Raw genomic sequence first — 26094 nt, forward strand, 5'->3', positions numbered from 1 at the left:
ATCAAAACTCCTGGAACGTCGGCAGCCCATCGGCGAGCTTGATCCAGGGCTGCTGGTGCGAGACAAAGACGTGTGACTTCGGTTCGGCCACCGAGGGGTCGTCAAGGGTGGCGGCGGCAAACCAAGCATCAGAACTCCAATCTTGACCGTCCACCTCACCTTCTGCGGCATAGGTCAGTGTTGTTCCGCAATCGCCGCAAAAGCCTCGGCGGATACCGGGTGTCTTTTCGATGGTCTTGATGGCACCGCTGGTCACTTCGAAATTCTTCGCGGCCACTTTTGCCCAAGTCACGAAGGCGCCGCCAAGCGCCAACTGGCAGGACCGGCAATGACAATGCGCTGACCATTCCGGTCGACCGGTAATCTCGTATCGCACGGCGCGGCAATAGCATCCACCTTTTAGCTTTTCCATCTTCTGAGCCTCCAGTTCCAACGCCATGATAAGAGAAATATTGCTAAAATTTTGATTTCATGCGACTCATTAAAAATACGATCACTTTAGAAAATCTATCATATGGATTGGTCGAAGCTCCCGCCATTGAACAGTCTGCGCGCCTTTGCAGCCGTTGCGGATGCAGGCAGCTATGCAGTTGCCGCAGACCACCTGAACGTTACACAGGCCGCTGTGAGCCAGCAGGTCAAAGCGCTGGAAAGCCGAATTGGCATTGTCTTGGTCGATCGGGTCGGCCGCAGCATTGAACTGACGCGTTCCGGCACCCGATTGGCGCGAGATCTAGGAGCAGGCTTCGATATCATCAGCCGCGGCTTGGAGCGCATAAATGAAGAAGCTGCTCTCCGGCCGGTACAAGTGACTATGCCACCAGCCTTCGCTGTTGAGTGGCTCATGCCGAGGGTCGGCGAATTCCAGCGGGCGAATCCGGAAATTACCCTGATGCTCAATCCGACGTCACAGATCGTTGAGCTCAGGCCGGGTGGAATGGACGTCGCCATAAGGTATTGCGATCAAAGGCGAGCCGAGCCGGATGTCGAGGCTGTCCTCAAGACAGACATGGTTGTTATCGGTGCGCCATCGCTTATCGGGGCACGTGATCTGTCAGACTACAAGTCGCTTGCCGATTTGCCTTGGCTGCAGGAATTAGGGACTAACGAGGCGGCGGAGTGGTTCACTTTTCATGGCATCGTCCCAAAGCGACCTTTGGCGATTAACCACATGCCGGGCAACCTGATCATGCCAGCGGTCCGACGCGGCGATGGCATCACCTATACTGCCCGCGCCTTTTTTACGGAAGACATCGCGTCTGGCCGGGTCACTGTGCTCGCTTCCGAACCGCTTTTTGGCGTCTACCGCATCGAAGCCTCGCCAGGACGACAACGCCCCGAAGTGTTGGCATTCATCAAGTGGCTCCGCTCGAAAGCCGAAGTCATTACAGCATCGGCCTGAGGCCGCCTATGCCTTACGAGCGAACGGGGGCTTCGGGCTCGGTGCTGCCTTCGGATGCTGCGCAGCAAACACCTGTCAGAGATCCTTTTCATCGTCGCACACGGCCTAAAGCCGAGATCCAGCGCATTGTCTCGATGCTGCGGTCGCAGCCCCTTAAGCGGTCATTCGCTGCCATAGCGAAATCTCGAGATGTACGTATTGGAAGGAAGCGGACAAACCCGCCTTGTGCACCTGCAGTTATGGCTTACGCAGCATCGGTTCGCGGTCGCAGTACGCAGATTTCTTGCGCGGCGACGCAGACACCGAAGCGGCCGTTCACAGCAGCTAGAGTTAATAGAAAATCATCGGCACAGTCACAGCAGCGAAATCAGGCATGCGAGATTCTGCCAAATGTGACTTTCCATCTCTATTTGCTTTGTGGCCTGACAGTCGTTCGCTAGGCGGAATGCAAAAGACCTTGGAACGCTAGCGCGTCGATCGGTAGTCGCTGGGTGATTTGCCAAACTTATCGCGAAACGCGCGGTTGAAGGGACCGATGGACGCAAAACCCACGTCGTAGGCAATTGACAGGATCGGCGTGTCGGCTCGTACAGGATCGGACAGGATCGCTTTGGCTGCATCGATCCTTCGTTCGTTGACAAACTGCGCGAAGTTTCGGTACCCGAGCCCCTTGTTGATCGCTCGCCGGACACGATGTTCCGGCGCATCCACATGTGCCGCAAGTTGTGCAATCGAAAGCCCCTCTTGCCGCCAGATGTTCTCCGCCATGGCCGCCTCCACCCTTTGCAGGACCGCTGCATCGGCGGCTGAAAGTATGGCTGTCGGTCTCGGCTTGTTTGAACTCTGACCTGACCACAGATCATCCGAGATCCGGGCCGCCCAGATGAGAAACAGGATCGTCAAACACAGAAATGCTGATGCATGCAGCGGGTACGCCACGGGTGGCAGGTCGGCATCGAGTCGCAGAAGTTCGACCAGCGAAATTCCGAGACCGGTCAGTGCCATCAGCGCCACGAACCATCGTCGAAAACGCCGGCGGCTTTCGACCAGGTCGCCGGCAGCTGTGGACAGTGCGATGTACAGCAACCCCGCATAGAGCAGGACGACAAGGATGCCTCTGACGGTTGCCGCGAAGGGAAGAACCGGCGCAAGCCAGGCGCCAAACGCGACAAGGGCGGCCACTGCGCCGTGCCAGAGCCGGTAATCCGGCCGATCAAGGAACAGTTCCGCCCCGGCCCAGATAGCCAGGATAGGAACCACGCCGGCCATCATGACGAGAACCGCTTTCAGCGAGGTCCCATAGAGATCGAGGTTCGGCGTTGAGACCAGCAGGTAGGCGCCCAGCCCGACGCAAAGCGCTGGCACCGACAGGCTTCTTGGCCACTGGGTACGGTCAGCCAGGAAGATAAGCGCGCAGAGCGCGAGCGCGGTCACCGCACCGCCTCTGAAGAGCAGGTCAAGTCTCATCAGCAGGTCATCCATGACCAAAGCGAACCGCAGATTGGCTGATCGGTCAACCAGGTCGGATCGCCGGATCTCGAGAATCCGCGCCGATTCCGGAAACTTCGCGGTGCATTCCGAAAACGGCGCGCGTTCTTACTCCGGTTCCGCAATGTGGACTGAAGCAACGCAATCAGGAGCACAGAATGCCGGATCAATGCCTTTTCACTCACCTCGCCGGGGTCTTTTCCGGCGTCCTTATCACAGATTTCCTGCGTTACGCGATTGGCGCAGGCGGCGTGTACCTGATCGTCAACCTCCTTCTCGCCGCCCGACTCAGCGCCTGGAAGATCAGGGCCGGCGATCCGCCCGGCGGTCAGATCCGGCGTGAGGTCCTGGCCAGCCTGCGCACGGTTCTTGTCTTCGCGCTGAACGGGACGCTGATCGTGTTGGGGGCCGAAGCGGGGATCGTCCCGATCTATACTGAGATCGGTGCTTATGGCTGGGCTTATTTGGCCTTCAGTACTGCCGTTCTTATTGTCGCGCACGATGCCTGGTTCTATTGGTCGCACCGGCTGCTGCATTATCCGTCGCTATTCCTGCGTTTTCACCGGCTGCATCACCGCTCGCACAATCCGACGCCCTTCACCTCCTACAGTTTCGATCTGGGCGAGGCGATTGCGAATGCCATCTTCCTGCCATTGATCCTGCTCGTCCTGCCCGCCCATCCGGTCGCGATTCTCATATTCGTCACGCACATGATGCTGCGGAACTCCCTGGGGCATTCGGGGTACGAGCTGTTCCCGTCAAACCGTCATGGCCGACCGCTGTTCGACTGGATGACCACCGTCACTCATCACGACCTCCACCACGCCCACGCGGGTTATAACCTCGGTCTCTACTTCACCTGGTGGGATCGCTGGATGGGGACAGAACACCCGGACTACCACGAAGAATTCCGACGGGTCGTGCGGCCGGTTTCGGGACCTGAGGTGCGAGCCATATTTCTCGCCGCCGCCATTCTCATTGGTCTCGGCGCCAGTGAGGCTCGTGCCGACGCTTTGATCGGTGCATATGCCTCTCCAGGTCTTGGGATCATCTTGCAGTTCGCGCCCTGCGAGACTGACAACGCGGGAACCTGTGGTCGGTTGGTCTGGGCCTGGGATCCTGCCGATACCCCGCACGCGCAACCGGGCGATAACATCGTCACTGACCTGCGACGTTCTGGAGAAGGCTGGTCGGGTCGACTTCTTAATCCCGAAGACGGGCGCACTTATCGAGGTGCGATTGCGCGGCATGGGCCTGAAACGATCATCCTGAAAGGCTGCGCCGGTCCTTTCTGCACCACGCAACGCTGGCACTCGGTGCGCGCACTCCGCCGCGTCCTCAACAGCGTTGATTGATCCCCATACTCGAAACATGGAGACTCAAAATGACCAAACCTGAATTCATTGCCCGCCAGGGGCGCCGCCCGACAGGACTGCTCGGCGCCATCGTCGCCCGCGTCATGGCCCGCGAAACGCGACCCGAGAACAACCGTGCCCTTGATTTGCTTGACCTCGCGGATTGTGACCGCCTGATCGACATCGGCTGTGGCCATGGCGAGACGCTATTCACGGTGGATCGAAAGGTGCGTTTGAGGGAAAGCGCAGGTGTCGACTTCTCCGATGTCATGCTGAGGCGCGCCCGTGCCCGCAACCTCGAGGCTGTCTGGGACATGCGGCTCACACTGCAACGTGCCGACACTGCGTCGCTGCCCTTTGACACGAACCGGTTCGACAAGGCGCTTTCGGTGCACACAATCTACTTCTGGCCGGAGCCGGCCGCGCATCTCGCCGAAACGTTCCGCGTGCTTCGCCCACGCGGCCGGTTCGTGCTATGCTACCGGTCGACGGCGGATCAGCGAGCCGTGGACGGGTTCCCCGACACGATCTACCGCTTTCCGAGTGTGCAAGAGACAGAAGACACGCTGCGGCTGGTCGGCTTTGACCAGCCCGAAACGTTGACCGCAAATCTAGCCGGGCGTTTGACGCATTGGACCATCGCCGAGAAACCCGCGCCCGTGGATTGGGTTCGTCAACCGTCTTGCGATGATAGTGCGCCCTGTCGCGACATCGAGATTACGAAGGAGTCTTGAGATGACCGGTTACAATTATGAAACGTTTTCGTCTGACGAGGTTGATTTCCACGCCCCCGGCGGTCCGGAGATTGGCACTAAGGCCTCGGATGCGCGCGTGTTTGATACTACAGGCGAGCCTAGCAAGTTGCTGGATTTTGAGGGCGACTTTTTGGTCCTTGAGATCGGAACCATCACGTGTCCTCTGTTCCAAAGCCGCCGCAGAGCAATGTCTGGTCTTCGTGATGTGGCAAGCGTTGTTCTTTATGTGCGCGAGGCGCATCCCGGTGCGAACATCGCCGCGCATCGGACGATTGAGGACAAGATCGCGAGTGCCCGCCGCCTCGTCGACGAAGATGGTGAAACGCGCCGCGTTCTGATCGACGATCTGGATGGCACGGCTCACCGGGCCTATGGCGGGCTGCCCAACTCGGTTTTCATCATAAACCGCAACGGCTTTATCGTGTTCAAATCCGACTGGAACGACCCGGCAGCCACCGCGAAGGCCTTGCAGGCGTTGGGAGCAAGCCAGCCGATCCGCGCAAAAAGCCTCTTCCGCCCTGCAAGGCCCACGGTCGCGCTTTTCACGCTTGGTCGCGCGGGCAAGGGCTCGGCCCAGGATTTCCTTAGGAGCTTTCCCAAACTCGTCTGGAACAATCTGATCAAGCGCAATCTGCGTGTGCTGCTTGGCCGTCCCGTTGAGGTGACAGGCGACATCACCTGTTAGCGGAGGATCGGGCTATGCCGAAAGGCTTGTCGCCACCTCGCGCCCGTCCTCGCGCCATTCCGGCAAACCGCCTTCCAGCCGTCGCGCATTGAACCCTCGGCTCCGCAGGGCTGCGACAGCCTGATGCGCGTAGACGCAATAGGGTCCGCGGCAATAGGCGACGATTTCGTCCTCCATTGCGAGCTTGGGGAGGATCCGGTCCAGCTGCGCCAGCGTGATGTTCAGCGCGCCGGGAACGTGCGCCATGGTGTATTCGTCCTTCGGTCTCACGTCGAGCACGGTGACGGAACCTTCCGCGAGCCGGGCGGCAAGGTCCGCGCGGCTGAGGGGCTCCGGTGCGTCCTCGCCGCCCGAGAGACCCCGCAAGATGCGCTCGACCTGCGCGAGGTTCCGCTCCGCCACGATGCGCAGTAGGTCCATCAGCTCCAGCGTCTTCGCGTCGGTCAGCCGATAGATCATCGCCTTGCCTTCGCGGCGGCTGGTGACGAGGCCCGCGCGGCGCAGCTGCTGCAAATGCTGCGAACAGTTGGCGAGGGTCAATCCCGTCTTCTCCGCCAGCCCCTCCACCCCACGCTCGCCCTGCGCGAGTTGTTCGAGCAGCGAGAGTCGGGCCGGAGCCGACAGAGCGCGGGCGACGCGCGCGTATTCCTCCAGAAGTGCAGTCTTCGGGCAGATTGACACGGGACGCCTCCAGACGGTAAATCATTCAAGCGATAACTTGAATGATAGAGATTCCGTCGCGCCCCACAAGCCCGAAGTCTAAGACCCATGTCCGAGACCATCCTTGCTGTCGAACCGACCATCCGCCTTGCCGCTTTTCTCGGCGTCCTAGTTGCCATGGCACTGTGGGAGGTGGCGGCGCCACGGAGACGTCGGGAGATCCCACGCGTTATCCGCTGGACGAACAACCTGGCACTCGTGGTGCTCGATACCGTGATCCTGCGGCTTAGCTTCCCGATCCTCGCGGTCGCGCTTGCTGTGATGGCCGAAGAGCGCGACTGGGGTTTGTTCAACAACATCGACATACCGGTCTGGGCTGCCGTCGTCGTATCGATGCTGCTGCTCGATCTCGCGATCTACCTCCAGCACGTCATGTTCCACGCGGTGCCGGGGCTTTGGCGGCTGCACCGGATGCACCACGCCGATCTCGACTTCGACGCGACAACGGGGCTGCGGTTTCACCCGTTGGAAATCCTGATTTCGATGGGGATCAAGCTGGCAGTTGTCGCGGCGCTCGGCCCGCCTGCGGTGGCGGTGCTTCTGTTCGAAGTGATGCTTAACGCCACGGCGCTCTTCAACCACGCCAACATCGACCTGCCGCGCCCGGTGGACCGGGTGCTGCGCCTCTTCGTCGTGACCCCCGACATGCACCGCGTCCACCATTCGGTTGACCCACGCGAGACCAACTCGAACTTCGGGTTCAACCTGCCGTGGTGGGACAGGCTGCTCGGCACCTACATCGCCCAGCCGATCAGGGGGCACGAGGGGATGGATATAGGCATCGAGCAATTCCGCACGCGTCGTGATCTCTGGATAGACAGGATGCTGATCCAACCGTTGCGCGGCCCTGCCAGAGGCGGTGCGCTGGAACCACAGATGTCTGTGAAGGACCGGGCGAGATAAACTTGGGCGACTTGGGGCAAGGCATTCCTTGCGCCCAAATTTGCGAGAATCGCTGAGGTTACCCGACAAATTTCGCTGCTCGCGACGCGAATGGTCGTTCTCTGCGGCTCGCACCGACTGGCGGTCAGAGCCCTTTGCCGCCATTGCTGCGGCTTCACACGCTTGCAGTCGCGGCAAGAAGGTCGGCCCTTACCTGCCATTCACCACTGGGTCGAGATGCTGCTGTCGCAGCCCGCATTCCGGTCATTCGCTGCGTGCGCAAAATCCAGGGATGCTCGAACTCACAGATTGCAGGACAAACCTGCCCGTCGACATCCAAACTTGAGTGTCTGGTATCTGCGGTTTGCGACTGTAGCGATTGTCGCGCAGCCTGAAAGCGGACCTTGAATTCTGACGTGGCGCCATCTATGATTGACACCATGTCAAAATAATTTCGACGTCCCCGTTGCGAGCCCAGCCGCAAGCGATCGAGAAGATCGGAAAATCCGAACGCACGCGCGCGGAGATCGTGAACGCCGTATTGGATTTCACCTGGTCGCGACCGTTTGCTGACATGACGATCTCCTCGCTGATGGATTTGACCTCATCATCGCGGTCGACATTCTATGCGCATTTCAATGACCTCCACGAGCCGATGGAGGCCGTGCTGGACCTTCTCAAGCATGAGATCTTCGACGCGGTGAGGCCCTGGCTCACGGGCGTTGGGGACCCTGTCAGGCTGATATCGGAAACAATTGCAGCCCTGATGCGCGTCTGCTTTCAGCGTGGGCCGTTCCTGAAGGCCATCTCGGACGCTGCCGCTAGCGACGCGCGTTTCGAGAAGGGCTGGGAGTCGTTTCTTGGTGAATTCGATGTTGCGGGAGCGGCGCGGGTCCGGGCTGACCAGGAACAAGGTCTCGTTGGTGCGTTCGAGCCCGAGCCGGTCATCTTTGCGCTCAACCGGATGAACGCCAGAACCGCGATTTCAGCATTCGGAACCCGTCCACGGCAGCGACCGGAGCCTGTCAGCACGGCGCTGTCCCGCGTCTGGATCTCAACGCTCTACGGCACCCATTGGGCCACCAACGGCTCTTCCAACCTGATCCGCAAATAGACATTGAAAGGACGAGACATGCGACACCTGAAGACAATGAACGGCGGTGCGCTTCTGGCGGCAGTGATGGCCTTCGCGCAACCGGCGAGCGCGGATGTGACGCCGGGCTACAACAACGAGATCCCCGAAACCATTCTCACGCCGGACACCGTGGAGACACGTATCGGAACCCTGCAATTCTTCGACGGAAGCCCCGCGGATGAAACCGTGGCGCTTGTCTACGACAACCTCGATTTCATGCGGGGGGTGCAGACATTCCTCAACGGCATGCCTGCATCGTCGATCGAGGGCCTGCGGCGCGGCAACGTCGAACTTGGCGCCACCGAAAGCCATCACGTGGTCATTTTTGACGATCTGATGGATTCCGACCCGATCTTCCTGACGGGGAACACGGACACCGTTTATGCGGCCGCCTTTCTCGACCTGAACGCGGACGGACCCACTGTGGTCGAGATCCCTGAAGGGTCGGGTCCGGGCACGGTGAACGACGCCTTTTTCCGTTTCGTGATCGATATGGGCGCGCCTGGCCCCGACCAGGGCAACGGTGGCAAGTACCTGATCCTGCCCCCAGAGTATGACGGCCCCCTTCAAGCCCCGATCGGCGGGTTGGAACAGGACGTCGAGGTGAACGGGACAACCGAGAAGATGTTTGTCACGCGCTCGCCAAGCTACGTGAACTGGCTGATCCTGCGCGGGTTCCTCGTGGATGGAAAACCCGATGCGGCGTCTGCAATGTTCCGTAACGGGCTGAAGATCTACCCGCTTTCCGAGGCTGGCGATCCGCCGGACATGCAGTTCTTTAACGGGTCCGAGAAGCCCTTCAACACGATTCACGCCAACAACTTCGAGTTCTTTCACGAACTGGACGAGGTCATCCAGAGAGAACCGATCGGGTTCCTTGATCCTGAATTGCGCGGGCTGTTCGCCTCGATCGGGATCGAGAAGGGCCAGGAGTTCGACCCGGACGAACGCATGCGCAAGCTGCTCCAAGACGCCGTTGCTGTCGGAAACGCGACCGCGCGCGCAATCTGGATCCGCTCGCGCGAGGAGGGAACCTACTATTACGAGGGCTCCGGGTGGTACACCGGCTTTGTCGGCGGCAGTCACGAATTCCTGAAGAACGACGGCGCCGGGGGCCGCTACCTCGATGCGCGTATTCTGTTCCATTACTTCGCGACGGTCATCACGCCCGCCATGGTCGTCCCCATGGTCGGGGCCGGGTCTCAGTATGCCATGATCAATGTGGACGAGACCGGCGCCTACATGGACGGCGCCAAGACCTACAAGCTGAACATTCCAGCAGATGTACCCGCGAAAGACTTCTGGTCGGTGGTCGCCTATGACCCGCAGACGCGGTCGCAATTGCAGACCAGCCAACCGTTTCCGGGACGAAACAACCAGCGGCATGACATGGACGTGAACCCGGACGGCTCGATCGATCTCTACTTCGGCCCAGAGGCGCCCGAGGGCAAGGATGCGAACTGGATCCAGACCGTGCCCGGCAAGGGGTGGTTCACCGCACTGCGCCTCTACGGCCCGCTGGAGCCTTGGTTCGACCGCACCTGGCGGCCGGGCGAGATACAGCTGGTGGACTGAAGAAGAACTCGAAAGGAGAACTCCATGAAAGACCTGTATTGCCTTCTGCGAACCTTGCTTCTTGTGGGGGCGTCAGCCGTGACTTTGACGCCGGCTTTTGCAGAAGCCCCTCAGACGGTCACATCTGACAACTACGTCCGCGCAGAGTCGGATTTTCAGATGAGAGGCTATGCAGAAGAGCCATACACCTTCGGGCAGTTGTTTCATAGTCGTGAGCCCTACAATGTTGACAATCAGGTGACTGTTCGGGGCAATCGGGATACGCTGTACTCGTTCGGTGTTTTCGATCTGACGTCGCCGCTTACCATCACACTGCCGGAGACCGGGGGTCGCTATCAGTCCCTGATGGTTGTGAACCAGGACCATTCGCTCGACGCGGCCTACAGCCCCAACGTGATCACTCTGACCGAAGAAAATGTCGGCACCAGATATGTGATGCTGACTGTGCGGACCTTCATGGATCCAAACGATGCGGCAGATGTGGCAGCCGCGCACCGGCTTCAGGATGCGGTGAAGGTCGAGCAGGCGGATATTGGCGTCCTTGATTTGCCCAATTGGGATCAGGACGCGTTGGAACAGACGCGCAATGCGATCAACGTGGTTGGGTCCACGGTCGCGGACTCGTCGAAGATGTTCGGCCGAAAGGAGGATCTGGACCCCGTATATTGGATGCTAGGGGCCGCGCTCGGCTGGGGCGGGTTACCGGCAGAAGCGGCAACATACCTGAATTTCGTTCCCGAGCAGAATGATGGCGAGACCGCCTACAAGCTCACGGTCAAGGATGTGCCTGTGGATGCCTTTTGGTCTGTGACCCTCTACGACGAACAAGGCTGGATGCCCGTCAATGAGTTCAACGCCTACTCGTTCAACAGCGTTACGGCGGAGAGAGCAGACGACGGAAGTGCGACCATCCACTTCGGAGGCGATCCCGATTAACCCAACTTCCTGCCGATCGTTCCCGGCTGGAACTTCATCGTCAGGCTGTATCAACCCAAGGAGCAAATTCTTGATGGATCGTGGTCATTTCCGGAGCCCGAGATCGCCCAGTAACTTCCGCGAGCAATAACGGAGCTACATTGGTCTCTAGATGCAGGAGGCATCCGGGTAGCTGTTGCTTTTGTTTGGCGAGAGCAATGTTCGATTAACGTAGCTTGGTCGAATAGAAATGTTTCTGAAAGGTGAATCCGATGCAAAAACTTTTTTACCGGTGGGGCTTTGATGCTTTGGTCCTGGCTGGAGGCCGCTCCTTAGCCTTGTTTTTTGCAGTCACTGCAGTGTCACTGGCCGGCTGTGCAGCTCCACCCCCACTGATTGGTGTGGACAATCCGGACGTGCCGGCACTGACGGTTCAGGGCGCGGTCAAACGTAAGATCTTTCTGGCAACTACACGGGAAGCGACTGAAGAGGTGGGGGCGTTCTTTTCCGGTAGCCGCGCCCCTGAGTTGGGATTGGCGTCGGTTCAGGTTTCAATTCCGCCAAATCACGTAGTTGGCGAGTTGGAGCGGCCAAAGCGACTGCCCCCGGACCCGCGTACGGAATTTGCGATCGTAGATCCAACGGTTTACGCAAACGACAGAGCCTTTATTTCCTCGGTGAACCAAGAGCTTGCGAAACTTCCCCGGGGCAAACGGGACATCCTGTTTTTTGTGCACGGCTACAATAACACCACCAGCGACTCTCTCCTGAGAATGGCTCAATTCGTTGAGGATAGTGGGTTTCAGGGTGTGCCCGTATTGTTCTCGTGGGCTTCGGCCGCCAGCCTTACTCGATATGTCTACGACCTTAACAGTGCGTTGGTTGCCCGGCCGAAGATTGGGGAAATTAGTGCAATCATGGCCCGCACAAACGCGGAAGGTTATGATGTGTTTGCGCACTCAATGGGCGCATTCCTGACGATGGAAGCGATGCGCGATCAGGCTCAACTTGGCAGGCTGAACAATACTGGTCGACTTCAAACCATTGTTTTGGCGTCTCCGGACATCGATATGGACCTTTTTCGAAGCCAACTCGACCAAATAGACACCAAGTTCGACCGGTTCTACGTGCTCTTGTCTGAAGACGACAGCGCCCTGAGCGTTTCCCGCCGAATCTCAGGCGGAGTGCCTCGGGTTGGGGCCTCGGACATTCAGGAACTGTCAGAACTCGGGGTCATTGCGGTTGACTTGTCTCAGATCAGCAACTCAAAATCGGGTAGCCATTCGAAATTTGCGGGTTCTCCGGAGATAGTTAAGCTCATCGGAGAAGGCTTGAACAACAATGCTCGGTTTGATCGAAACCAGCGCGCCACGGAACTCCAGGATGTGCTGGGGTCCATCCCGATCGCAATCGCCTTCAATTGAGGGCTTTTTTGGCTCCGTTTTTGATTGCTCACGTAATCAAGGCTCGACTTCGGATATAGCTGGTCATCGTGCTGTCTGCCGCCAATGGCTTGAATCCCCTCTTGGTACTTCATTCGCACGCCTCGTGCCCAACGTCCGCTTCCGGGGTCAGCCCAATGCAGCCGGATTGAATTCGCGTCCTTTTCTGGCGCAGCAAACCGGTCGTCCTGAAACGGCCATCTGCCTCATGACTTGAGTACGACCTGTGGTTTATGAACTATTTCAGGCTTTCTGAAGCTTGCAGGGCACTAGCCGCTGCGGCGGCCGCCGTAACTCTCGCTTCCCCTGAAAGTTCCTCGCCACGCGCTTCACCAGGCAGCGCGATGCGCACTTCGCGGCGCGCGAAATCGATCCCGGCGGCATCAAACTCCGCCTTCACGCGATTGTAAATCTCTTTGCGAATCGTGAATTGCGTGCCCGGCTTGGCCATGAACTTGCCGCGCACCACGATGCCTACGTCGTCAAAATCGAAAACGCCCTGGCTTTTGAACGGTTCCAGAAAGTCATCCTTGTACAAGGGGTCCTCCATCATTTCGGCACCGATCTTTTTGAAAATCTTTTTGATCTGGTTTGGATCGGTATCGAAAGGTACGGTGAATTTAAGCTTTAAGATAACCCAATCACGGCTGTAATTCGTAAGCTGCAGAATTTCGCCATAGGGAATCGTGTGCACCGCGCCGCGATGGTGACGCAACTGCATCGAACGGATCGAAATCTTCTCGACCGTCCCCTGTGCCTCACCGACCACGATGTAATCTCCTTCCCGAAAGGCGTCGTCCAGCAGAAAGAAAACACCGGACAGGATGTCCCGAACCAGCGATTGTGCCCCGAACCCGATGGCAATGCCACCGACACCCAAACCGGTCACTATCGAATAGGCCGGGAAACCAAAGCTCTGTGCCGCTGCTATCCCCAGTCCCACCAGCACAAAGCTGATCACGATCCAGCTTCCGACCCTCATTAGTAGCGCGCTGGCTGATCCCGGTCGCATACCTTTCACATGAATGACAGTATCGACTAAAAGACTGCCGCTAATCAAAACAATCCAACCCAGAAGAACATATCGCATCGCCGCTAAGAGATAGAAAACAACCACCAGCGGATCGCCGGTGAGATTAACAAATTCGTCGATGAACCATTCCGCAGTCAAGATTCCGGCAAGACCAAGCACAAGAGAGGCCAGCAACCGACCGCGACCACGTGAGGTTGTCTCCGGGCCGGCCTCGGAACTCGCGCGGCGGGCCAGCACAACAATTGGAACAAATACAAGCGCCAGAAACAGCAAGACCAGAGCCAGAGCAATCCATTGCCAATACGTCTGTCCCAATGCGATATTCTTGCTCCATTCCGGAAAATTGGCACTCCACCCCAGTTCGATGCCGCGCCCGGGGGTTGTCAGATAGGCCGTATAGAGACCTGGGGTCGATCCGTCCCGGTACGGATGCTCAAGCATCAGAGTGTAATACCGGCGGGCATTCACGGTGGTTTCCGCCGAGAACAGATACTCGCCGGCCCGCGGGCCCTCCTCGACGAGCCCGATCGTGATGGGCGTATTAGGGAAGCGCCATTTTTTTGGCAATTCGCCATCGCCGCCGGGCACTTCGGAAAGCTCGGGCTTGTCGACGCGGTTCAACACGTCATCCAACATCAGCGCCGCTTCCACCGCCTGTCTACGGCGTATCTCGGCGGGAAATCCTGATGTATCGAGGCAGTGTGCGGCACGCTCGAGCGGCACGACAGACTGGTATCCTTCGGCGTCCGGGGTGTTGGCGATGGCATAGACTTCGTCCACTGCCTGCAAGAATGAACGCAGGGTCGATTGAGGACTGCTTGTGTCGCAAGGCACCAACGGATGCTGCCCGACTTGCGCAAGCGCAGAAGAGAGAGTGACCGTGGACAGCAACAGCGCAAGAATCGCGGCATACCAATTGCGATGAGTACTCGGCATGTTGGCCACGGCGTTCGGCTCCTGTCTGTTCTTTTAGTTTTCAGGTGATCTTAGGCTCCAACGTCTGAAAGGAACAAGCATTGCGTTTGAAACGGCTTTGTTCGCCATCAACCCAAGGCGCACAAAAGTAAATCGGTGACGCCTCTTCCCCGGCATGCCTTTTCGGTACAGCTTCTCTCAGAGTGACAATCGTGTTGCTTGACCGACAAATGGAGCAGAATTTCTCTGCATCAGGCAGAACAGTCCGCAATGCCTTCGGTCAGCACCGCGGTAACCGCGGACGAAGACCAGTTCCGGATCGGGTTCACTGATCGCGACTTCGGGGGGCGCTTCGACGCATCCCGTCAGGGCCAGTGCAACGGCGCAGCCAGCGATGACGGACATCGCCTTTTCGAGGCGGATCATCTTTTCTACTCCCACTGTGCGACAGTGCTGCGCCAGACCTTCTCCTCAGCATCCCAGGCACTGGCCACGATACAGGGTGTCGGGTTGATGCCACCGCATTGGGAGCCGTGGACATCCGCCAGCAGCACGCGATCCCTGCCGATATTCGTCATCTCCCATCCCCGGTTCAGAAGCGAGGACATACGATCACCGACCAGGAAGTGAGACATGCAGCCGCCAGTGCCGCAATAAAGCGAGACGGCAGAGGAACAGGCAAACCCGACTTCATCCAGAACCCAGTCCAGATAGTAGTCGCCATCAAGGTCGACGCGGTGCACGGCTCCGAACTCGAGGGCGAACTGCCCGTTCTCGAAATCTGAACATGCCTGTTGGGCGGCCTCGACCTTTTCGAGCAATTGGCTGGGCAAATCGGACAGATCCTGGGCGCTCGCCGAGGCTGTGCAGAACACTGCGGAGACCGCGGGCAAGAGGAGCCGCCAGGGGGCTTTGCAAATGGATACGACAAGGGGGGGCCACATTGCTTTTTCTCCTTCCACTCATGAAGCCGACTTTGGCGAGCTCGATACGGACAGCCGATCGCGCTTTTTGTCCGGTCAATCCAGTAGTGCCTGCCGCGCTGACGACACTGCGATTGGATAGCCGTTATCGTCGCACGGAAGGCATACTGGAGGTACGCGCCATGGCCGCGTCAGAGGCTACCTTCGTTTGTCAAAGACATGATGCCTTCGGTCGTTCCATCTCCGTAGGTGATGCACTGCCAAGGTGCTGCATCTGGTCCGACGCCGACGATCACTCGGATATTGGCCTCGCGGGCCTCGGAAGACAGGACGCTCACTTGACTATTGCCCGTCGCTTGGGCGACGGCTGTCAAGCAATCCTGATCCGCGCGATTGGGAGCCGAGCTAGAGGAGCCGGTATCTTCCACGCAAGCCGTGAGCAGAGGCCCCACGAGCAGGCCGGAAACGAGTTTAAGCGTTGTGCTCAATTTGGTTGCCTTTCGATTGTTCATGTCTTCGATAATTCGCTTACGAGTTTGGGAGGAAGGCTGGTGCAAAGACCCTCTCCTTGGCAAGAGCCCGTGATCGCCTTCCCAGACAACTCGTCAATTGCACTGTTCGTAGGAGTAGTCGCCGAACTCGATCCAGTTCCGGCCCCCGTCGCTGAAGACAAGGAACTCGGAACGGTCTTCGCCAAGCAGCGCGACCTGGAAACCGGCTGGCGGCTGAGAGTTTCCGAAAAAGCTGTATGAGGTCATGGCACGAACAGTGTCTCCATTGACGGTCACAACGGCATCCCACTGGTCACCGGACTGGCCAACGATTGCATATTCGATGACCCGCTGAACGGCCCCGCCGCCGCAGTAGACGATACCCTCAGGCGCTTCCATGCCTTGGGACTGAGACGCCGATGCGCCGGAGTTGCAGGCCGCACGCAACGATTTGATAGCGGCGGACGAGCCTTTGAGCGTGAAGATACCATAGGTGATGTCCTGGTCGATCATCGACATGTTCAGAACGGCGTTCCGGGCGATCTGGTCCAGAACGAAGTCGTAATCGCCCTGGTCGTAGAACCGGATTTCGACGGGATAGTTGTCGACGATCGAAATCCCCGCGTTCGATGCTCCTGAGCAGCCTCATCTGACTGGTCCAAGTTGATTGTTAGTGCATCATTGGCCTGTGATCCATTGAGATGATGGTTTCGGGCGCTGGCGGGCGGTAGCCCAGTGCACTGTGGGGGCGTTTTGTGTTGTAGTGTCTCCTCCATTGTTCGATCAGGATTTGTGCTTCGCGCAGGCTGTAGAAGATTTCGCCGTTGAGCAGCTCATCCCTGAACCGGCCATTGAAGCTTTCACAATATCCGTTCTCCCACGGGCTCCCAGGTTCGATGTAAGCGGTCTTGGCGCCAACGGCGGCGATCCAGTCTCGGACAGCCTGGGCGACAAATTCCGGCCCATTGTCAGAACGTATGAAACTCGGCGCGCCGCGAAGTATGAACAGGTCTGTCAGGATCAGCTATTGCCGCAACGGCCGGGATCCTCATGCTGCTCCTGCTGACAATTCATGCAACGCGCGCAAAATGCGCTACAAGCACCGTAGAACAAGACCGGATACCCTAGAATGGGAAGAATACCGGGATCACCCCGACCACGGCTGCGCCGACGATAAGATTCATCGGAACGCCGATCCTGAGGAAGTCGGAAAACCTGTAGTTCCCTGCGCCATATACCAATGTGTTGGTCTGATAGCCGACCGGAGTGGCGAAACTTGCACTTGCACCAAACATCACAGCGACGACGAACGGCTTTGCGTCGACACCGAGTTGTTCCGCAACACCGATCGCGAGAGGTGTAACGACGACGGCAACGGCGTTGTTGGTAACCGCCTCGGTGAGCGCCGAAGACAGTATGTAGATCGCAGCGAGCGTAACAATTAGGGGCAACTCTACGAGAGTCGGCACCAATGTCTCCACGATCAGGTTGACAGCTCCTGCATTCTGCATACCGCTTCCGACGATTAGCATGGAAAAGATCAGCACAAGGACGCTGGCGTCGATGGACGCCCAGGCTTCGCCGCTGTCGATGCACCGGAGCACGAGGATGGCAGCGACCGCGACAAGGGCAAGCACGCTGATCTCGGCGAACCCGGCTGCGGCGAGCGCCACAACCGCGAAAAGCGCGAACAGAGCTAGCGGCGCTTTACCGCGGCGGAAGGCGCGGCCCCCGGCATCCGTGATCGCGGCAAGATCGCCCGCCTCGGTCATTCGGGCAAAGCCTTCAGGTGTTCCTTCCAAAAGCAGCTTATCGGCGGGGCGCAAAAGCGCCGTCGACAGATCGGGTCCAAGCACTTCCCCATGTCGATGGGCGCCAAGAACACGCATGCCGTATCGGTGCCCCATGGCAAGCTGGGCAATGCGCACTCCGCGGCTTCGGCGTGAAAGCGTCACGATAGCTTCGGCGACGATCAGCTCCGAGGTGTTTTCGGCCGATGGCCCCTGGCGCAACCCGACTTCGATCCCTTCAAGTTTCCTGAGGGTGAGCAGTTCTGATGTCGCAACCTTGGCAATGATCCTGTCGCCCGGTTCGAGTATGTGTTCACTCAATCCCTCTCTCTTGACTCCAGACCGCGCACGGATGCCGACGATTTCAACACCTCTTCGGCTGAGGGCGGCGATTTCATGAATCGTTCGACCAATATTGGGGTAGTCCTCTTGCGGGCGTACCTCGGTCAAAAAAGTCGCTTTATCGTCGCCGCCCTGTTCCGCAATATCCTTTCGGTCCGGCAGTAGGACAGGTCCAAGCAGGAGGAGCGCCACACCGCCTGTGGCCGCGGCCACCAGACCGACCGGTGTGATCTCGAAAATTGAAAACGGTTCCAAGCCAGACGCCTGGGAAACGCCGTCCACCAGAAGGTTGGTCGAAGTGCCGATCAGAGTACACGTCCCGCCCAGGACGGACATGTAGGATAGCGGAATCAACAGGCGTGTCGCAGCAAAGCCCAGGCCTTGCGCCAAACGAATGGCCACCGGTATGAGAACGATGACGACCGGCGTGTTGTTAATCAGACCCGAGGCGACTAGCGTCGCGATGAGAAACGCCGCTATACCAGCGACCGGGCGCTTGCTCCCTGCGGCGACAACCTTGTTCGCAAGTGCGTCGAGAAGCCCGGTTCGGACCAGCGCGCCGCTGATTACGAACATCGCGGCGATCGTTATGGGTGCAGGGTTCGAAAACACTGCCAGAACTTCATTCGTGGGGACAAACCCCAATACGACAAACAGCGCGGCGGCCCCCGCAGCGGTTACGTCCGGTTCGAAGCGCTCGGAAAGAAATGCTGCGAACAGAAGGATGACAATTGCGAGCGCAAGATAGGGTTCATAGTCGGCTATGAGATCAATCAGTCCGCCCTCCTTCATTCATACCTTTGCCGCTGACGATATACCGGTCGCAGCATCCACCTTCCTGAATAGAGCGACAACTGAATAGTCAGCCCAATTGTCCCGACAATACTGGCTCAGAAAGAAACTCTACTGGCACAGACGTGGCCGTCCGTGGAGCAACAAATGTCCTATTGAGGTGCTCCCAGTTTCCTATCCAACGCACCAATTCACTGACCAGTGGCAATATTACGCAAGGCTCAGGTGGGAAGTGCCCGGGCCTCTGCAAACGACAGCAATCTGCGGCTTTTCTCATCCCAAAGGTGTAGTCGCGCGCAGCGGAAGCTTTCCCAAAGCGTAATGCGTCTGGTCTGTGCCAGGACGTCGTGATCCTTGACTACGTCGTGTAAACTGTAAAACGGGATGCGGCTGGCCAGGTGATGCACATGGTGGACTCCGATGTTCCCGGTGATCCAGCGCAGGATGCCGGGCAGAGCGTAGTGCGAACTGCCGTGAAGGGACGCGTCCCGGATGTTCCAGTCTTCCTCGTGCCGCCAGCTGGTTTCCTCAAACTGATGCTGCACGTAGAAAAACCACATGCCGGCTATTGCGGCCAGAAGCATCGTCGGCAGGAAGACGAACAGCATTACCTCCCAACCGCCCAGCAAGACAATCACTGTCAGAGTGAGGCCAATGGCAACATTTGTCGCCATCGCACTCAACCAGTAGCGCCAGCCGGACCGCATCAGGTGTACTGGCAGCCGGTTGTGCAGGAAGAACGTGTAGAACGGCACCACCCCGAACAGGAAAACCGGATGGCGTAACAGGCGGTAGAGCGTACGGCCTGGCCATCCCTTCCCGCGGTACTCCCTGACTGTCAGCACCGGCAGGTCTCCGATGCCCCGCCGGTCCAAGTTTCCGCTCGTGGCGTGGTGGATCGCGTGGGTCTTGCGCCAGACGTCGTAGGGTGTCAGCGTGATAACGCCGATCACGCGACCGATCCAATCGCACAGACGCCGGTCGCGGAACAGGGAACCATGCCCGCAGTCGTGCTGGATTATGAACAGCCGGAGCAGGAAGGCTGCATTCGCCAACGCGAGAGCCAGTGCCAACGCGGTGCTGATCGAGAGCACCCACCAGGCAACCGCCCATATTGCCACGAAAGGCGCGAGCGTGACCGTCAGTTCGAAAATACTGCGAGAGGGGATTGGCTGCCGGTACTTCATCAGGGTTCGTGTCCAGTCTGATGCGGTCAGCCGCGCCTCTTCCTGTCTTGGACCGGCTACACTGGAGGGGTATCCCGCGCCGGGTGCCCCGCCCGTGACGGGCAAGGGTCCTGGCTGGAGCCGCGCTTGCCGCGCGGTCGAGGCAGATCCGGCAGTCTGCATGTCGGTTTGGATGCTGCCGTCTTGGTGGCCCATGCCACCCGGCATGTCCTGCTGGTCGGGCTGTTGGCCCCGTGCGTTATTCGAGTTGGACGAAAACGGCATGGGCGATATCTATCTCGCTGAAATTATGTGTCATCCCGGCGGCCTCCGAACGGAGTTCCCGCCAGCAATGATCCGGTTGATGAGAACCGCCACGGACCGATGCGCCTCTATCTCTCCATCAGTTACAGCCGCGGTTTCATGCGTCTTTGCAGCATCGCGAAGGATACCCATGATCTCACGTTCTGCGAGAAGCTTGTGATCGTTCATCGCCAGCAGCATCGACTCGCAGATTGCGAGGGCCGCCATTCCCGAGAAGTCCTGTTCGCTACGCATTTTGTGACTTCCTTCCAGGTAACGGTTAAAGTAACGCGCGACCGGGCGGCCTCGCTTATCACAAGCATCTTCGCAGAAAAAAGGCTATGTTGGGCTAACCGAAAGCAGTCTCTGCACGATTGCGCCTGGAGCTTTTCCGGCTTGTGAGGCCCCGATGACGGATATCTTTGAAAGCCCGCTGACACGGAAGCTGCAAGTCTTCGTCGCCTTGTCTGACGATGAATTGGACGTTTTGAAGCGTTTGCATCTGCGCCGCCGTTCCTTCACCGCGGGGCGTGATCTTGTGCATCAGGGGCAGTCGGATCAGGCCGCTTACATTCTGGCCGCTGGTTGGGTGTGTTCCTACAAGCTTCAGCCGGATGGAACCCGACAGATCGTAGACTTCCAGATACCAGGGGATTTTCTTGGATTGCGCAGCGTCCTTCTGCGCACCTCCGACCACAGTTTCGAGCCGGTCACGGACATTCAGGCGGTGGAGGTTCTGGGGGGCGACCTTCTGGAAGCATTCGAGAAAACGCCTCGCCTGGCGGCAGCCGTTCTCTGGGCAGCATCACGGGACGAAGCCATGGTCGTCGAACACCTCGTTGGGGTTGGCCGACGCGCCGCAGATTCGCGCATGGCGCATTTCTTCTTGGAACTGGCGGAACGGCTGAGGCTGATCGGAATGGGGAGCAAGAAAGGATTCACTTGCCCTTTGACGCAGTACCATCTTGCTGATGCACTCGGCTTAAGCGCCATCCATGTGAACCGTGTTTTGAGGCAGCTTCGCGAAAAACGGCTGCTGACCTTTCAGGATGGCCGCGTGACGTTCGACGACTATGACGGATTGGTGGCCATTTCAGGTTTCGATACGGCGTATCTGGATCAGACCGGCCCACTTCTGAAATGAAGGAGGCCGCCCGTCGCTAAACTTGGGCGGCCTGATTTTCTTCTAAGACGAAATAAGTCAGATAATCTCTTCTGCAGCCGCGTTGAGTTCCCTGTCCGTCTCGTCGTAGTTATTCGCCTCGTGCGCTTTCTCGGCAGCCTGGTAGTGTTCCAGCGCCCGATCCTTTCTGGGACCGGCAGGTGCCTTGTCACAAGCTGCTTTGACCGAGATCATCTTCTCGGTGACATTGGTTTGTTCAGGCGTCATTAGAATGTCCTTTCCTGGACATTCCGAGAATAGGAAACGCTGGGCAATGCGGCTCGTTTCAAGAACCGCACGCTTCACGCGCTTCTATTTTGCTCGGAAATGAGTGCCGCCGGAGATTCGGCAGGCACAAAGCCATATACCCATGTTCTCCGCTCCGCAGCACTGACGCAGGTTAGCTTGTAAGCTCGGGGCGGGGTCCGCGTCTTACAGCCGGTGATATTTGAAAAAACTTATGAGCCGGTTCACATGCCGGAATGTGCGTTAAAGGTTTCGCCCCAAGGCGAGGATTCATCCTGCTGGCGTCAGGTGGTGGGGGTTTGCTGATGTGAAAGCCGCAGCCACCGGCTGTTGTCCAGCAGATATGTGGACGCGCAGAGCGCCTCATAGATTGGCAAGCCTGACTTCTCGGCGAATACGCGGTAGGCGAGTACCGCAACGGCCCCTTGCCTGATTTGGCTGCAGTCTTTCATTTCCACGGTTCGCCAGCCCGTGTTTTGCTTCACATGCTCCAGTATCTGCCCGCCCTGAAGGATGCCCGGCGGATAGGGAAGCACCATCACTGCATTTTTTGCAGTCACAGTGCGGGCGCTGTCCGCACCGCTGGTCCAGCACCGCTCCTCCAGATCCCAGAGGATCGCATAGTCCTTACCATCACTGGGGTCGCCATTCTGTGCTTTGCCTGACCTCATTGGCCCGTCCCCGGAGCGCCCGTGAGTATCAACTGCATAATCAGAAAGAGAATCGTCAGTACCGCCCAGATCAATCCAGACAAATTTGCCGTCCCGTTTTCTGTACCGCCAGAAACAACCGTCAAGCGCTTGCGATGTTTGGGGAGAAGGCGGGTCAGTTTCCGCGCGAGCGTTCCGCTATCCTTCTTGAGTGCGGGCACGTCGCGGAATTGCGACAGCAGCATCTCCAGTCGCGAGCCCGCGGCCTCTTTTTCCAACGCCGCAAGCGCGGTTGCCTCCTCCCAAGGCTCGAGATCAAGCCGCGCAAGCGCCGAAAGAACCGTAACAGCATTGCCATTCCGGTCCTCGCCAACGAAGGCTTGCAAAAAGCGGTCAAACTCAGGGTTATGCGGGTAATGAATGCCAGCTGCAGGCATCGGCATATCCTCCCATTTGATGTGCCCGGATCTGGGAGCGGCTGTTGCGGATGAGCGGGGCCGCCCCTTGCCGGGTAAAAAGCTTCGGATAACTCCGATCATACCGGCATCGCCCGGAGCAGGCGCTGACGCAGATCAGCCCGTATTCAAACCCCTGAATTAAAGCCGCGGGACAGGTCCAGGTTCGCCCGCACTGTCAGGATCTCCGCGGGTCTCAGCGGCGCTAACATGGGTCAGCGCGCACCGCCCGGTTCCGGGATAATTTATGAGGACCGCAAAGTTTGGCTGCCTCTCTGCAACCGGGATGCTGCAGCCAAGGCCGCGCGGAAGACATGCAAACATCGCGGAGACCGGTGATGGCCTTGCGATCAATCAGATCCACCGTGACTTTCCCGCAGCCGTTTACCTTGTCCGGATATCCAGACGAACTGCCTTCCGGCGAATACGAAGTGCTGGTCGAGGAGGAACTTATCGAAGGGCTGAGTTTCACGGCTTACCGCAGAACGGCGATTTACCTGACCATACACGGCAAGGGGCGTTTGCCGGGCCGGACAGAGTTGCGGCCAATTACCTGGGCCGACCTGGAAGCAGCGCTTGGCCAAGACCAGTAACGCGACACTTGAAGATAGCGAGGCGGCGCTTTCCCCGCTGGAGGAACGACGATGAACACTCCCGAATGGCTTAAACCCGGCATCAGCGGCGCCGTGATTGGTGGGGCATTACTGGGCCTCGGCGGATTTACCTTGGGCGGCTGGGTGACCAGCGGAACGTCGTATGGCATGGCTATGGCCATGTCCCGCGGCGATGTTGTCACGGCCTTGGTACCTGTCTGCCTGGACATGGCCCAAACCGATCCGGAACGGGCAGCTAAACTAGAGGCAATCGAGGATGCTCCGACCTACCAACAGAGAGACGCCCTGATTTCGGCTGGCTGGGCAACCGTACCGGGATCAACGAAGCCCGACCTGGACATCGCGCAGGCCTGCCTTGCCTCTCTTAACATTGGTAAGACGCCTGAGCGTCCGGACAACACAAGCGGCGAAGGATGAATTTGATATGACATCGTTATTACCTGAAACCACAGATCTTGAACGGCGGGTTCTGGCCCATGAGCGAGTTCTCCAGGCGCTCATTGCGTACATGTCCCACACTGAACCGCGTTTTGTTGAGCACCTGAAGAAGCGTTTTGTTGAGCCGATGGCCATGGTGCGGCACGAGCATGACCACCGGAACGCGGATGACTACGCGGAGGAGTTTATTCGCGCCGTGATGGCCCTTGGAGAAACGCAATTGCCAAAGGCGGTGAGCTCCAGCGTACTCGTTAAGCCATTGCACCAACCGGAAAAGAGACAAACTTCGGCACACCCCTATTATCCCACTGCGCAAGCTGATCGTGTCCGTGTCAGAGAGAGGAATGGGATCTGGGAGGTCAAGGTGGATGGCGTATTCCACGGGGACTACCACGACAAGGGCAATGCTCTGGCAGCCGCAGCTTTGGCGCGCTTGTCGCTTTGATGAAAGGACTTCTCCTGTGAACGAGCTAGTCAGAAAGTCCATTGCGGTTTTCGCCCGGCCTTTCAGTGTGCCTGACTTCGACGAGAGGCTTCCGGCAGGAGAGTATGACATTGAAACGGAACTGTGTTCCCCGCCCGACCAGCTGCACCCGGAAGTCTGGAAAGCATCTGTAGCGGTGAGGCTGCATTCTCCGGCATCCCACCCCGGCCTAGCGAGAACCTTGACCGTTTCACTGGCCGACCTCGATGACGCCCTGGCAAAGGACAAGCTGACCGGAAAAGATCTGGCCGAAATTTTCCTCGAAGAAATGCTGGCAGACCCGATGGTTCGGCTGGTGATGGAGGCCGACGGTGTTTCCGAGATGCAGCTTCGGCATCTCTACGCGGGCGGGCGCGCATCTCAGGCGGACAAAGAGGCACGGGATGCGGATACAACAGGTACTTCGCCACAAGAAAACTCACAAATACAGGCTGCGGAGAACGAAGGAATGCCGACACAGAGGGAATAAGACACGTGGATCCACCCCGCCGACCGCTAGGGTCTGCGCCGAGTGCCGGTTCGCACGAGCAAGGGAGAAAACGATATGCCCGACCAGAACGGCGGCCCGGAAGACCGTGGGCCATGGCAAAGCAAACAGAAGAGCAATCCTCCCGAGATTGACGATATTCTTCGTCAAGGCCGCGACCGCCTGAGCGGATTACTCCCTGAAGGGCGGCCGCCTCTGAGAGGGGTACTGGTTGCAGGAGCGATAGTCTTGGCGGCGGTCGCGGCCTGGTCTTCTTATTACACTGTCCCGAGCGACTCGGTCGCCGTTGTCCAGCGTTTTGGCAGATACACTGCTGAGGTTCCGCCTGGCCTGCATTTCAAATTCCCGTTTGGCATCGACGTTGCCACACTGGTGCCCGTGAAACGGCAGCTGAAGCAGGAATTCGGATTCACCACGCCGGGCAGGAGTGATCCCTTCCAAAGCCCGTCAGACGGCCGACGCGAAACCGAAATGGTCACGGGAGATCTGAACGCCGCGCTTGTGGAATGGGTGGTGCAGTACCGGATCTCGGACCCCCTGAAGTTCCTGTTCGAGGTACGCGAGCCAAGCGCGACTTTACGCTACGTCTCTGAGTCGGTGATGCGCGAGGTCGTTGGAGACCGCACGGTTGACGAGGTCATTACCATCGGCCGGCAAGAGATTGAGAGCGAGGCACTTTTTAAGATGCAGGCTCTGTCCACGAAATACGCCATGGGCATCAGTATCGACCAGGTGCAGCTGAAGAACATCAACCCGCCGGGGCCTGTTCAGGCGTCATTCAATGAGGTCAACCAGGCACAGCAGGAAAAGGAACGCCTGATCAACGAGGCGCGCCGCGAGTACAACAAAGTCATTCCGCTGGCCGAGGGCGAGAAAGATCAGCGGATTCGAGAGGCTGACGGTTATCGCCTGAAACGCATCAACGAGGCGGAAGGCGACGCTGCGCGGTTCACCGCGCTTTTGGCCGAATACGTCAAGGCACCAGAGGTCACGAGGCGGCGGATATACATAGAAACCCTCCAGGATGTTCTGCCCACAATCCTGTCAAAAATCATTGTCGAAGGATCGACTGCGAGCATCCTGCCGCTTTTGAACCTCAACAGGCTTCAGGAGGATCCGTCATGAGCATCAGACTGGGTCTCATTGCAGGGATTGCGGCTGCAGTTGGCGTGATTGCCTCCGGTTCCCTCTACACAGTTGGCGAAGTCGAACAGGCCATTATCACCCAATTCGGCAAACCCGTGGGAGAACCAGTTATAACGGCCGGTTTAAAGCTGAAGCTGCCCATCGTTCAGGAAGTCAACCGGATCGACCGCAGGGTTCTTGAGTGGGACGGCAATCCGTCCGACATGCCCACCAAGGACAAGCTCTACTGAGCCTCCCCCACTGAACTGGTCCGACGCTATGTTTAGGAAACGGAGGACTAAGAATGGCAAACAAGCGACCGAA

Annotated in this window: 30 protein-coding genes and 1 pseudogene; 16 read left to right on the plus strand and 15 right to left on the minus strand. The window is 58.4% G+C overall.

Annotation, left to right across the window (positions count from 1 at the left end; genetic code table 11):
* Window position 1: 1 nt before the first annotated feature.
* The gene (locus AC2FLO_RS17370; RefSeq protein ID WP_496806715.1) at window positions 2-412 is read right to left on the minus strand and encodes a GFA family protein; all 411 of its coding nucleotides are present in this window, start codon (window positions 410-412) and stop codon (window positions 2-4) included.
* Between the two features lie 102 nt (window positions 413-514).
* On the opposite strand from AC2FLO_RS17370, the gene AC2FLO_RS17375 reads away from it, so the two are divergent.
* Window positions 515-1402, plus strand: a complete 888-nt coding sequence (locus AC2FLO_RS17375) for a LysR family transcriptional regulator (protein WP_496811730.1) — start codon at window positions 515-517, stop codon at window positions 1400-1402.
* A 465-nt stretch (window positions 1403-1867) separates the two neighbouring features.
* Here the strand turns inward: AC2FLO_RS17375 and AC2FLO_RS17380 are convergent, their stop codons facing one another.
* Window positions 1868-2884 carry a helix-turn-helix domain-containing protein gene (locus AC2FLO_RS17380; RefSeq protein ID WP_496754468.1) on the minus strand — a complete coding sequence of 339 codons (1017 nt, stop codon included), beginning with the start codon at window positions 2882-2884 and terminating at the stop codon, window positions 1868-1870.
* Between the two features lie 164 nt (window positions 2885-3048).
* On the opposite strand from AC2FLO_RS17380, the gene AC2FLO_RS17385 reads away from it, so the two are divergent.
* The 3 genes from AC2FLO_RS17385 to AC2FLO_RS17395 are packed head-to-tail and all read left to right on the plus strand — an operon-like array spanning window position 3049 to window position 5685.
* Window positions 3049-4245 carry a sterol desaturase family protein gene (locus tag AC2FLO_RS17385; RefSeq protein WP_496754469.1) on the plus strand — a complete coding sequence of 399 codons (1197 nt, stop codon included), beginning with the start codon at window positions 3049-3051 and terminating at the stop codon, window positions 4243-4245.
* A gap of 29 nt (window positions 4246-4274) precedes the next feature.
* Window positions 4275-4979 (plus strand): class I SAM-dependent methyltransferase, encoded by a 705-nt coding sequence (locus AC2FLO_RS17390; RefSeq protein WP_496754471.1) that lies wholly within the window; start codon window positions 4275-4277, stop codon window positions 4977-4979.
* Window position 4980: 1 nt separating this feature from the next.
* Window positions 4981-5685 (plus strand): deiodinase-like protein, encoded by a 705-nt coding sequence (locus AC2FLO_RS17395; protein ID WP_496754472.1) that lies wholly within the window; start codon window positions 4981-4983, stop codon window positions 5683-5685.
* A gap of 12 nt (window positions 5686-5697) precedes the next feature.
* Here AC2FLO_RS17395 and AC2FLO_RS17400 read toward each other — a convergent pair whose 3' ends face one another.
* A complete protein-coding gene (locus AC2FLO_RS17400; RefSeq protein ID WP_496754473.1) occupies window positions 5698-6366 on the minus strand; it encodes an ArsR/SmtB family transcription factor in 669 nt (222 codons plus the stop codon).
* 87 nt (window positions 6367-6453) lie between these two features.
* On the opposite strand from AC2FLO_RS17400, the gene AC2FLO_RS17405 reads away from it, so the two are divergent.
* From AC2FLO_RS17405 to AC2FLO_RS17425, 5 genes are all read left to right on the plus strand, one after another.
* Complete coding sequence (locus AC2FLO_RS17405; protein ID WP_496754474.1) at window positions 6454-7308, plus strand: sterol desaturase family protein; 855 nt, start codon at window positions 6454-6456, stop codon at window positions 7306-7308.
* Between the two features lie 445 nt (window positions 7309-7753).
* Window positions 7754-8401 carry a TetR/AcrR family transcriptional regulator gene (locus tag AC2FLO_RS17410; protein WP_496811731.1) on the plus strand — a complete coding sequence of 216 codons (648 nt, stop codon included), beginning with the start codon at window positions 7754-7756 and terminating at the stop codon, window positions 8399-8401.
* A gap of 18 nt (window positions 8402-8419) precedes the next feature.
* Entirely contained in the window at window positions 8420-9997 is a 1578-nt protein-coding gene (locus AC2FLO_RS17415) for a DUF1254 domain-containing protein (RefSeq protein WP_496754477.1), read from the plus strand.
* Between the two features lie 24 nt (window positions 9998-10021).
* On the plus strand, window positions 10022-10933 hold the full coding sequence (locus tag AC2FLO_RS17420; protein WP_496754479.1) for a DUF1214 domain-containing protein: 912 nt from the start codon (window positions 10022-10024) through the stop codon (window positions 10931-10933).
* A gap of 251 nt (window positions 10934-11184) precedes the next feature.
* The gene (locus AC2FLO_RS17425; protein ID WP_496754525.1) at window positions 11185-12336 is read left to right on the plus strand and encodes an alpha/beta hydrolase; all 1152 of its coding nucleotides are present in this window, start codon (window positions 11185-11187) and stop codon (window positions 12334-12336) included.
* Between the two features lie 256 nt (window positions 12337-12592).
* Here the strand turns inward: AC2FLO_RS17425 and AC2FLO_RS17430 are convergent, their stop codons facing one another.
* The 9 genes and pseudogenes from AC2FLO_RS17430 to AC2FLO_RS17470 form a co-directional block, all read right to left on the minus strand.
* The gene (locus AC2FLO_RS17430; protein WP_496754527.1) at window positions 12593-14323 is read right to left on the minus strand and encodes a mechanosensitive ion channel family protein; all 1731 of its coding nucleotides are present in this window, start codon (window positions 14321-14323) and stop codon (window positions 12593-12595) included.
* Window positions 14324-14500: 177 nt separating this feature from the next.
* Window positions 14501-14728: a hypothetical protein gene (locus AC2FLO_RS17435; RefSeq protein WP_496754481.1), complete on the minus strand. Its 228-nt coding sequence runs from the start codon at window positions 14726-14728 to the stop codon at window positions 14501-14503.
* Window positions 14729-14733: 5 nt separating this feature from the next.
* A complete protein-coding gene (locus AC2FLO_RS17440; RefSeq protein ID WP_496754482.1) occupies window positions 14734-15195 on the minus strand; it encodes a hypothetical protein in 462 nt (153 codons plus the stop codon).
* 221 nt (window positions 15196-15416) lie between these two features.
* Entirely contained in the window at window positions 15417-15563 is a 147-nt protein-coding gene (locus AC2FLO_RS17445) for a hypothetical protein (protein WP_496811732.1), read from the minus strand.
* A 267-nt stretch (window positions 15564-15830) separates the two neighbouring features.
* Entirely contained in the window at window positions 15831-16235 is a 405-nt protein-coding gene (locus AC2FLO_RS17450; protein ID WP_496811733.1) for a hypothetical protein, read from the minus strand.
* Window positions 16236-16386: 151 nt separating this feature from the next.
* A pseudogene (locus AC2FLO_RS17455) lies at window positions 16387-16734 on the minus strand (integrase core domain-containing protein); the annotation flags it as partial.
* 106 nt (window positions 16735-16840) lie between these two features.
* Window positions 16841-18640, minus strand: a complete 1800-nt coding sequence (locus AC2FLO_RS17460; protein ID WP_496754513.1) for an SLC13 family permease — start codon at window positions 18638-18640, stop codon at window positions 16841-16843.
* 221 nt (window positions 18641-18861) lie between these two features.
* On the minus strand, window positions 18862-19827 hold the full coding sequence (locus tag AC2FLO_RS17465; protein ID WP_496754530.1) for a fatty acid desaturase: 966 nt from the start codon (window positions 19825-19827) through the stop codon (window positions 18862-18864).
* A gap of 294 nt (window positions 19828-20121) precedes the next feature.
* On the minus strand, window positions 20122-20364 hold the full coding sequence (locus AC2FLO_RS17470) for a hypothetical protein (RefSeq protein WP_298938063.1): 243 nt from the start codon (window positions 20362-20364) through the stop codon (window positions 20122-20124).
* A gap of 154 nt (window positions 20365-20518) precedes the next feature.
* Here AC2FLO_RS17470 and AC2FLO_RS17475 point away from each other — a divergent pair, with 154 nt between their 5' ends.
* On the plus strand, window positions 20519-21253 hold the full coding sequence (locus AC2FLO_RS17475) for a Crp/Fnr family transcriptional regulator (protein WP_496754515.1): 735 nt from the start codon (window positions 20519-20521) through the stop codon (window positions 21251-21253).
* 57 nt (window positions 21254-21310) lie between these two features.
* On the opposite strand, the gene AC2FLO_RS17480 is transcribed toward AC2FLO_RS17475, so the two are convergent.
* The 3 genes from AC2FLO_RS17480 to AC2FLO_RS17490 form a co-directional block, all read right to left on the minus strand.
* Window positions 21311-21499, minus strand: coding sequence for a hypothetical protein (locus tag AC2FLO_RS17480; RefSeq protein WP_496754516.1), 189 nt, complete (start codon window positions 21497-21499; stop codon window positions 21311-21313).
* A gap of 302 nt (window positions 21500-21801) precedes the next feature.
* Window positions 21802-22188, minus strand: a complete 387-nt coding sequence (locus tag AC2FLO_RS17485) for a hypothetical protein (protein WP_496754517.1) — start codon at window positions 22186-22188, stop codon at window positions 21802-21804.
* On the minus strand, window positions 22185-22604 hold the full coding sequence (locus AC2FLO_RS17490; RefSeq protein ID WP_496806802.1) for a hypothetical protein: 420 nt from the start codon (window positions 22602-22604) through the stop codon (window positions 22185-22187). Before AC2FLO_RS17490 ends, AC2FLO_RS17485 begins: the two co-directional genes overlap by 4 nt.
* Window positions 22605-22960: 356 nt before the next feature.
* On the opposite strand from AC2FLO_RS17490, the gene AC2FLO_RS17495 reads away from it, so the two are divergent.
* The 6 genes from AC2FLO_RS17495 (at window position 22961) to AC2FLO_RS17520 (ending at window position 26021) form a co-directional block, all read left to right on the plus strand.
* A complete protein-coding gene (locus AC2FLO_RS17495; protein ID WP_496754520.1) occupies window positions 22961-23215 on the plus strand; it encodes a hypothetical protein in 255 nt (84 codons plus the stop codon).
* A gap of 51 nt (window positions 23216-23266) precedes the next feature.
* Complete coding sequence (locus tag AC2FLO_RS17500) at window positions 23267-23653, plus strand: hypothetical protein (RefSeq protein WP_496754521.1); 387 nt, start codon at window positions 23267-23269, stop codon at window positions 23651-23653.
* A 7-nt stretch (window positions 23654-23660) separates the two neighbouring features.
* Entirely contained in the window at window positions 23661-24119 is a 459-nt protein-coding gene (locus tag AC2FLO_RS17505) for a hypothetical protein (protein WP_496754522.1), read from the plus strand.
* A 16-nt stretch (window positions 24120-24135) separates the two neighbouring features.
* On the plus strand, window positions 24136-24627 hold the full coding sequence (locus AC2FLO_RS17510; protein WP_113789389.1) for a hypothetical protein: 492 nt from the start codon (window positions 24136-24138) through the stop codon (window positions 24625-24627).
* A 75-nt stretch (window positions 24628-24702) separates the two neighbouring features.
* A complete protein-coding gene (hflK, locus tag AC2FLO_RS17515) occupies window positions 24703-25770 on the plus strand; it encodes an FtsH protease activity modulator HflK (RefSeq protein ID WP_496754523.1) in 1068 nt (355 codons plus the stop codon).
* Window positions 25767-26021: an SPFH domain-containing protein gene (locus tag AC2FLO_RS17520; RefSeq protein ID WP_496754524.1), complete on the plus strand. Its 255-nt coding sequence runs from the start codon at window positions 25767-25769 to the stop codon at window positions 26019-26021. The genes hflK and AC2FLO_RS17520 overlap by 4 nt, the downstream gene beginning before the upstream one ends.
* Window positions 26022-26094 lie beyond the last annotated feature (73 nt).

Source organism: Ruegeria sp. TASC047 (assembly GCF_059612445.1).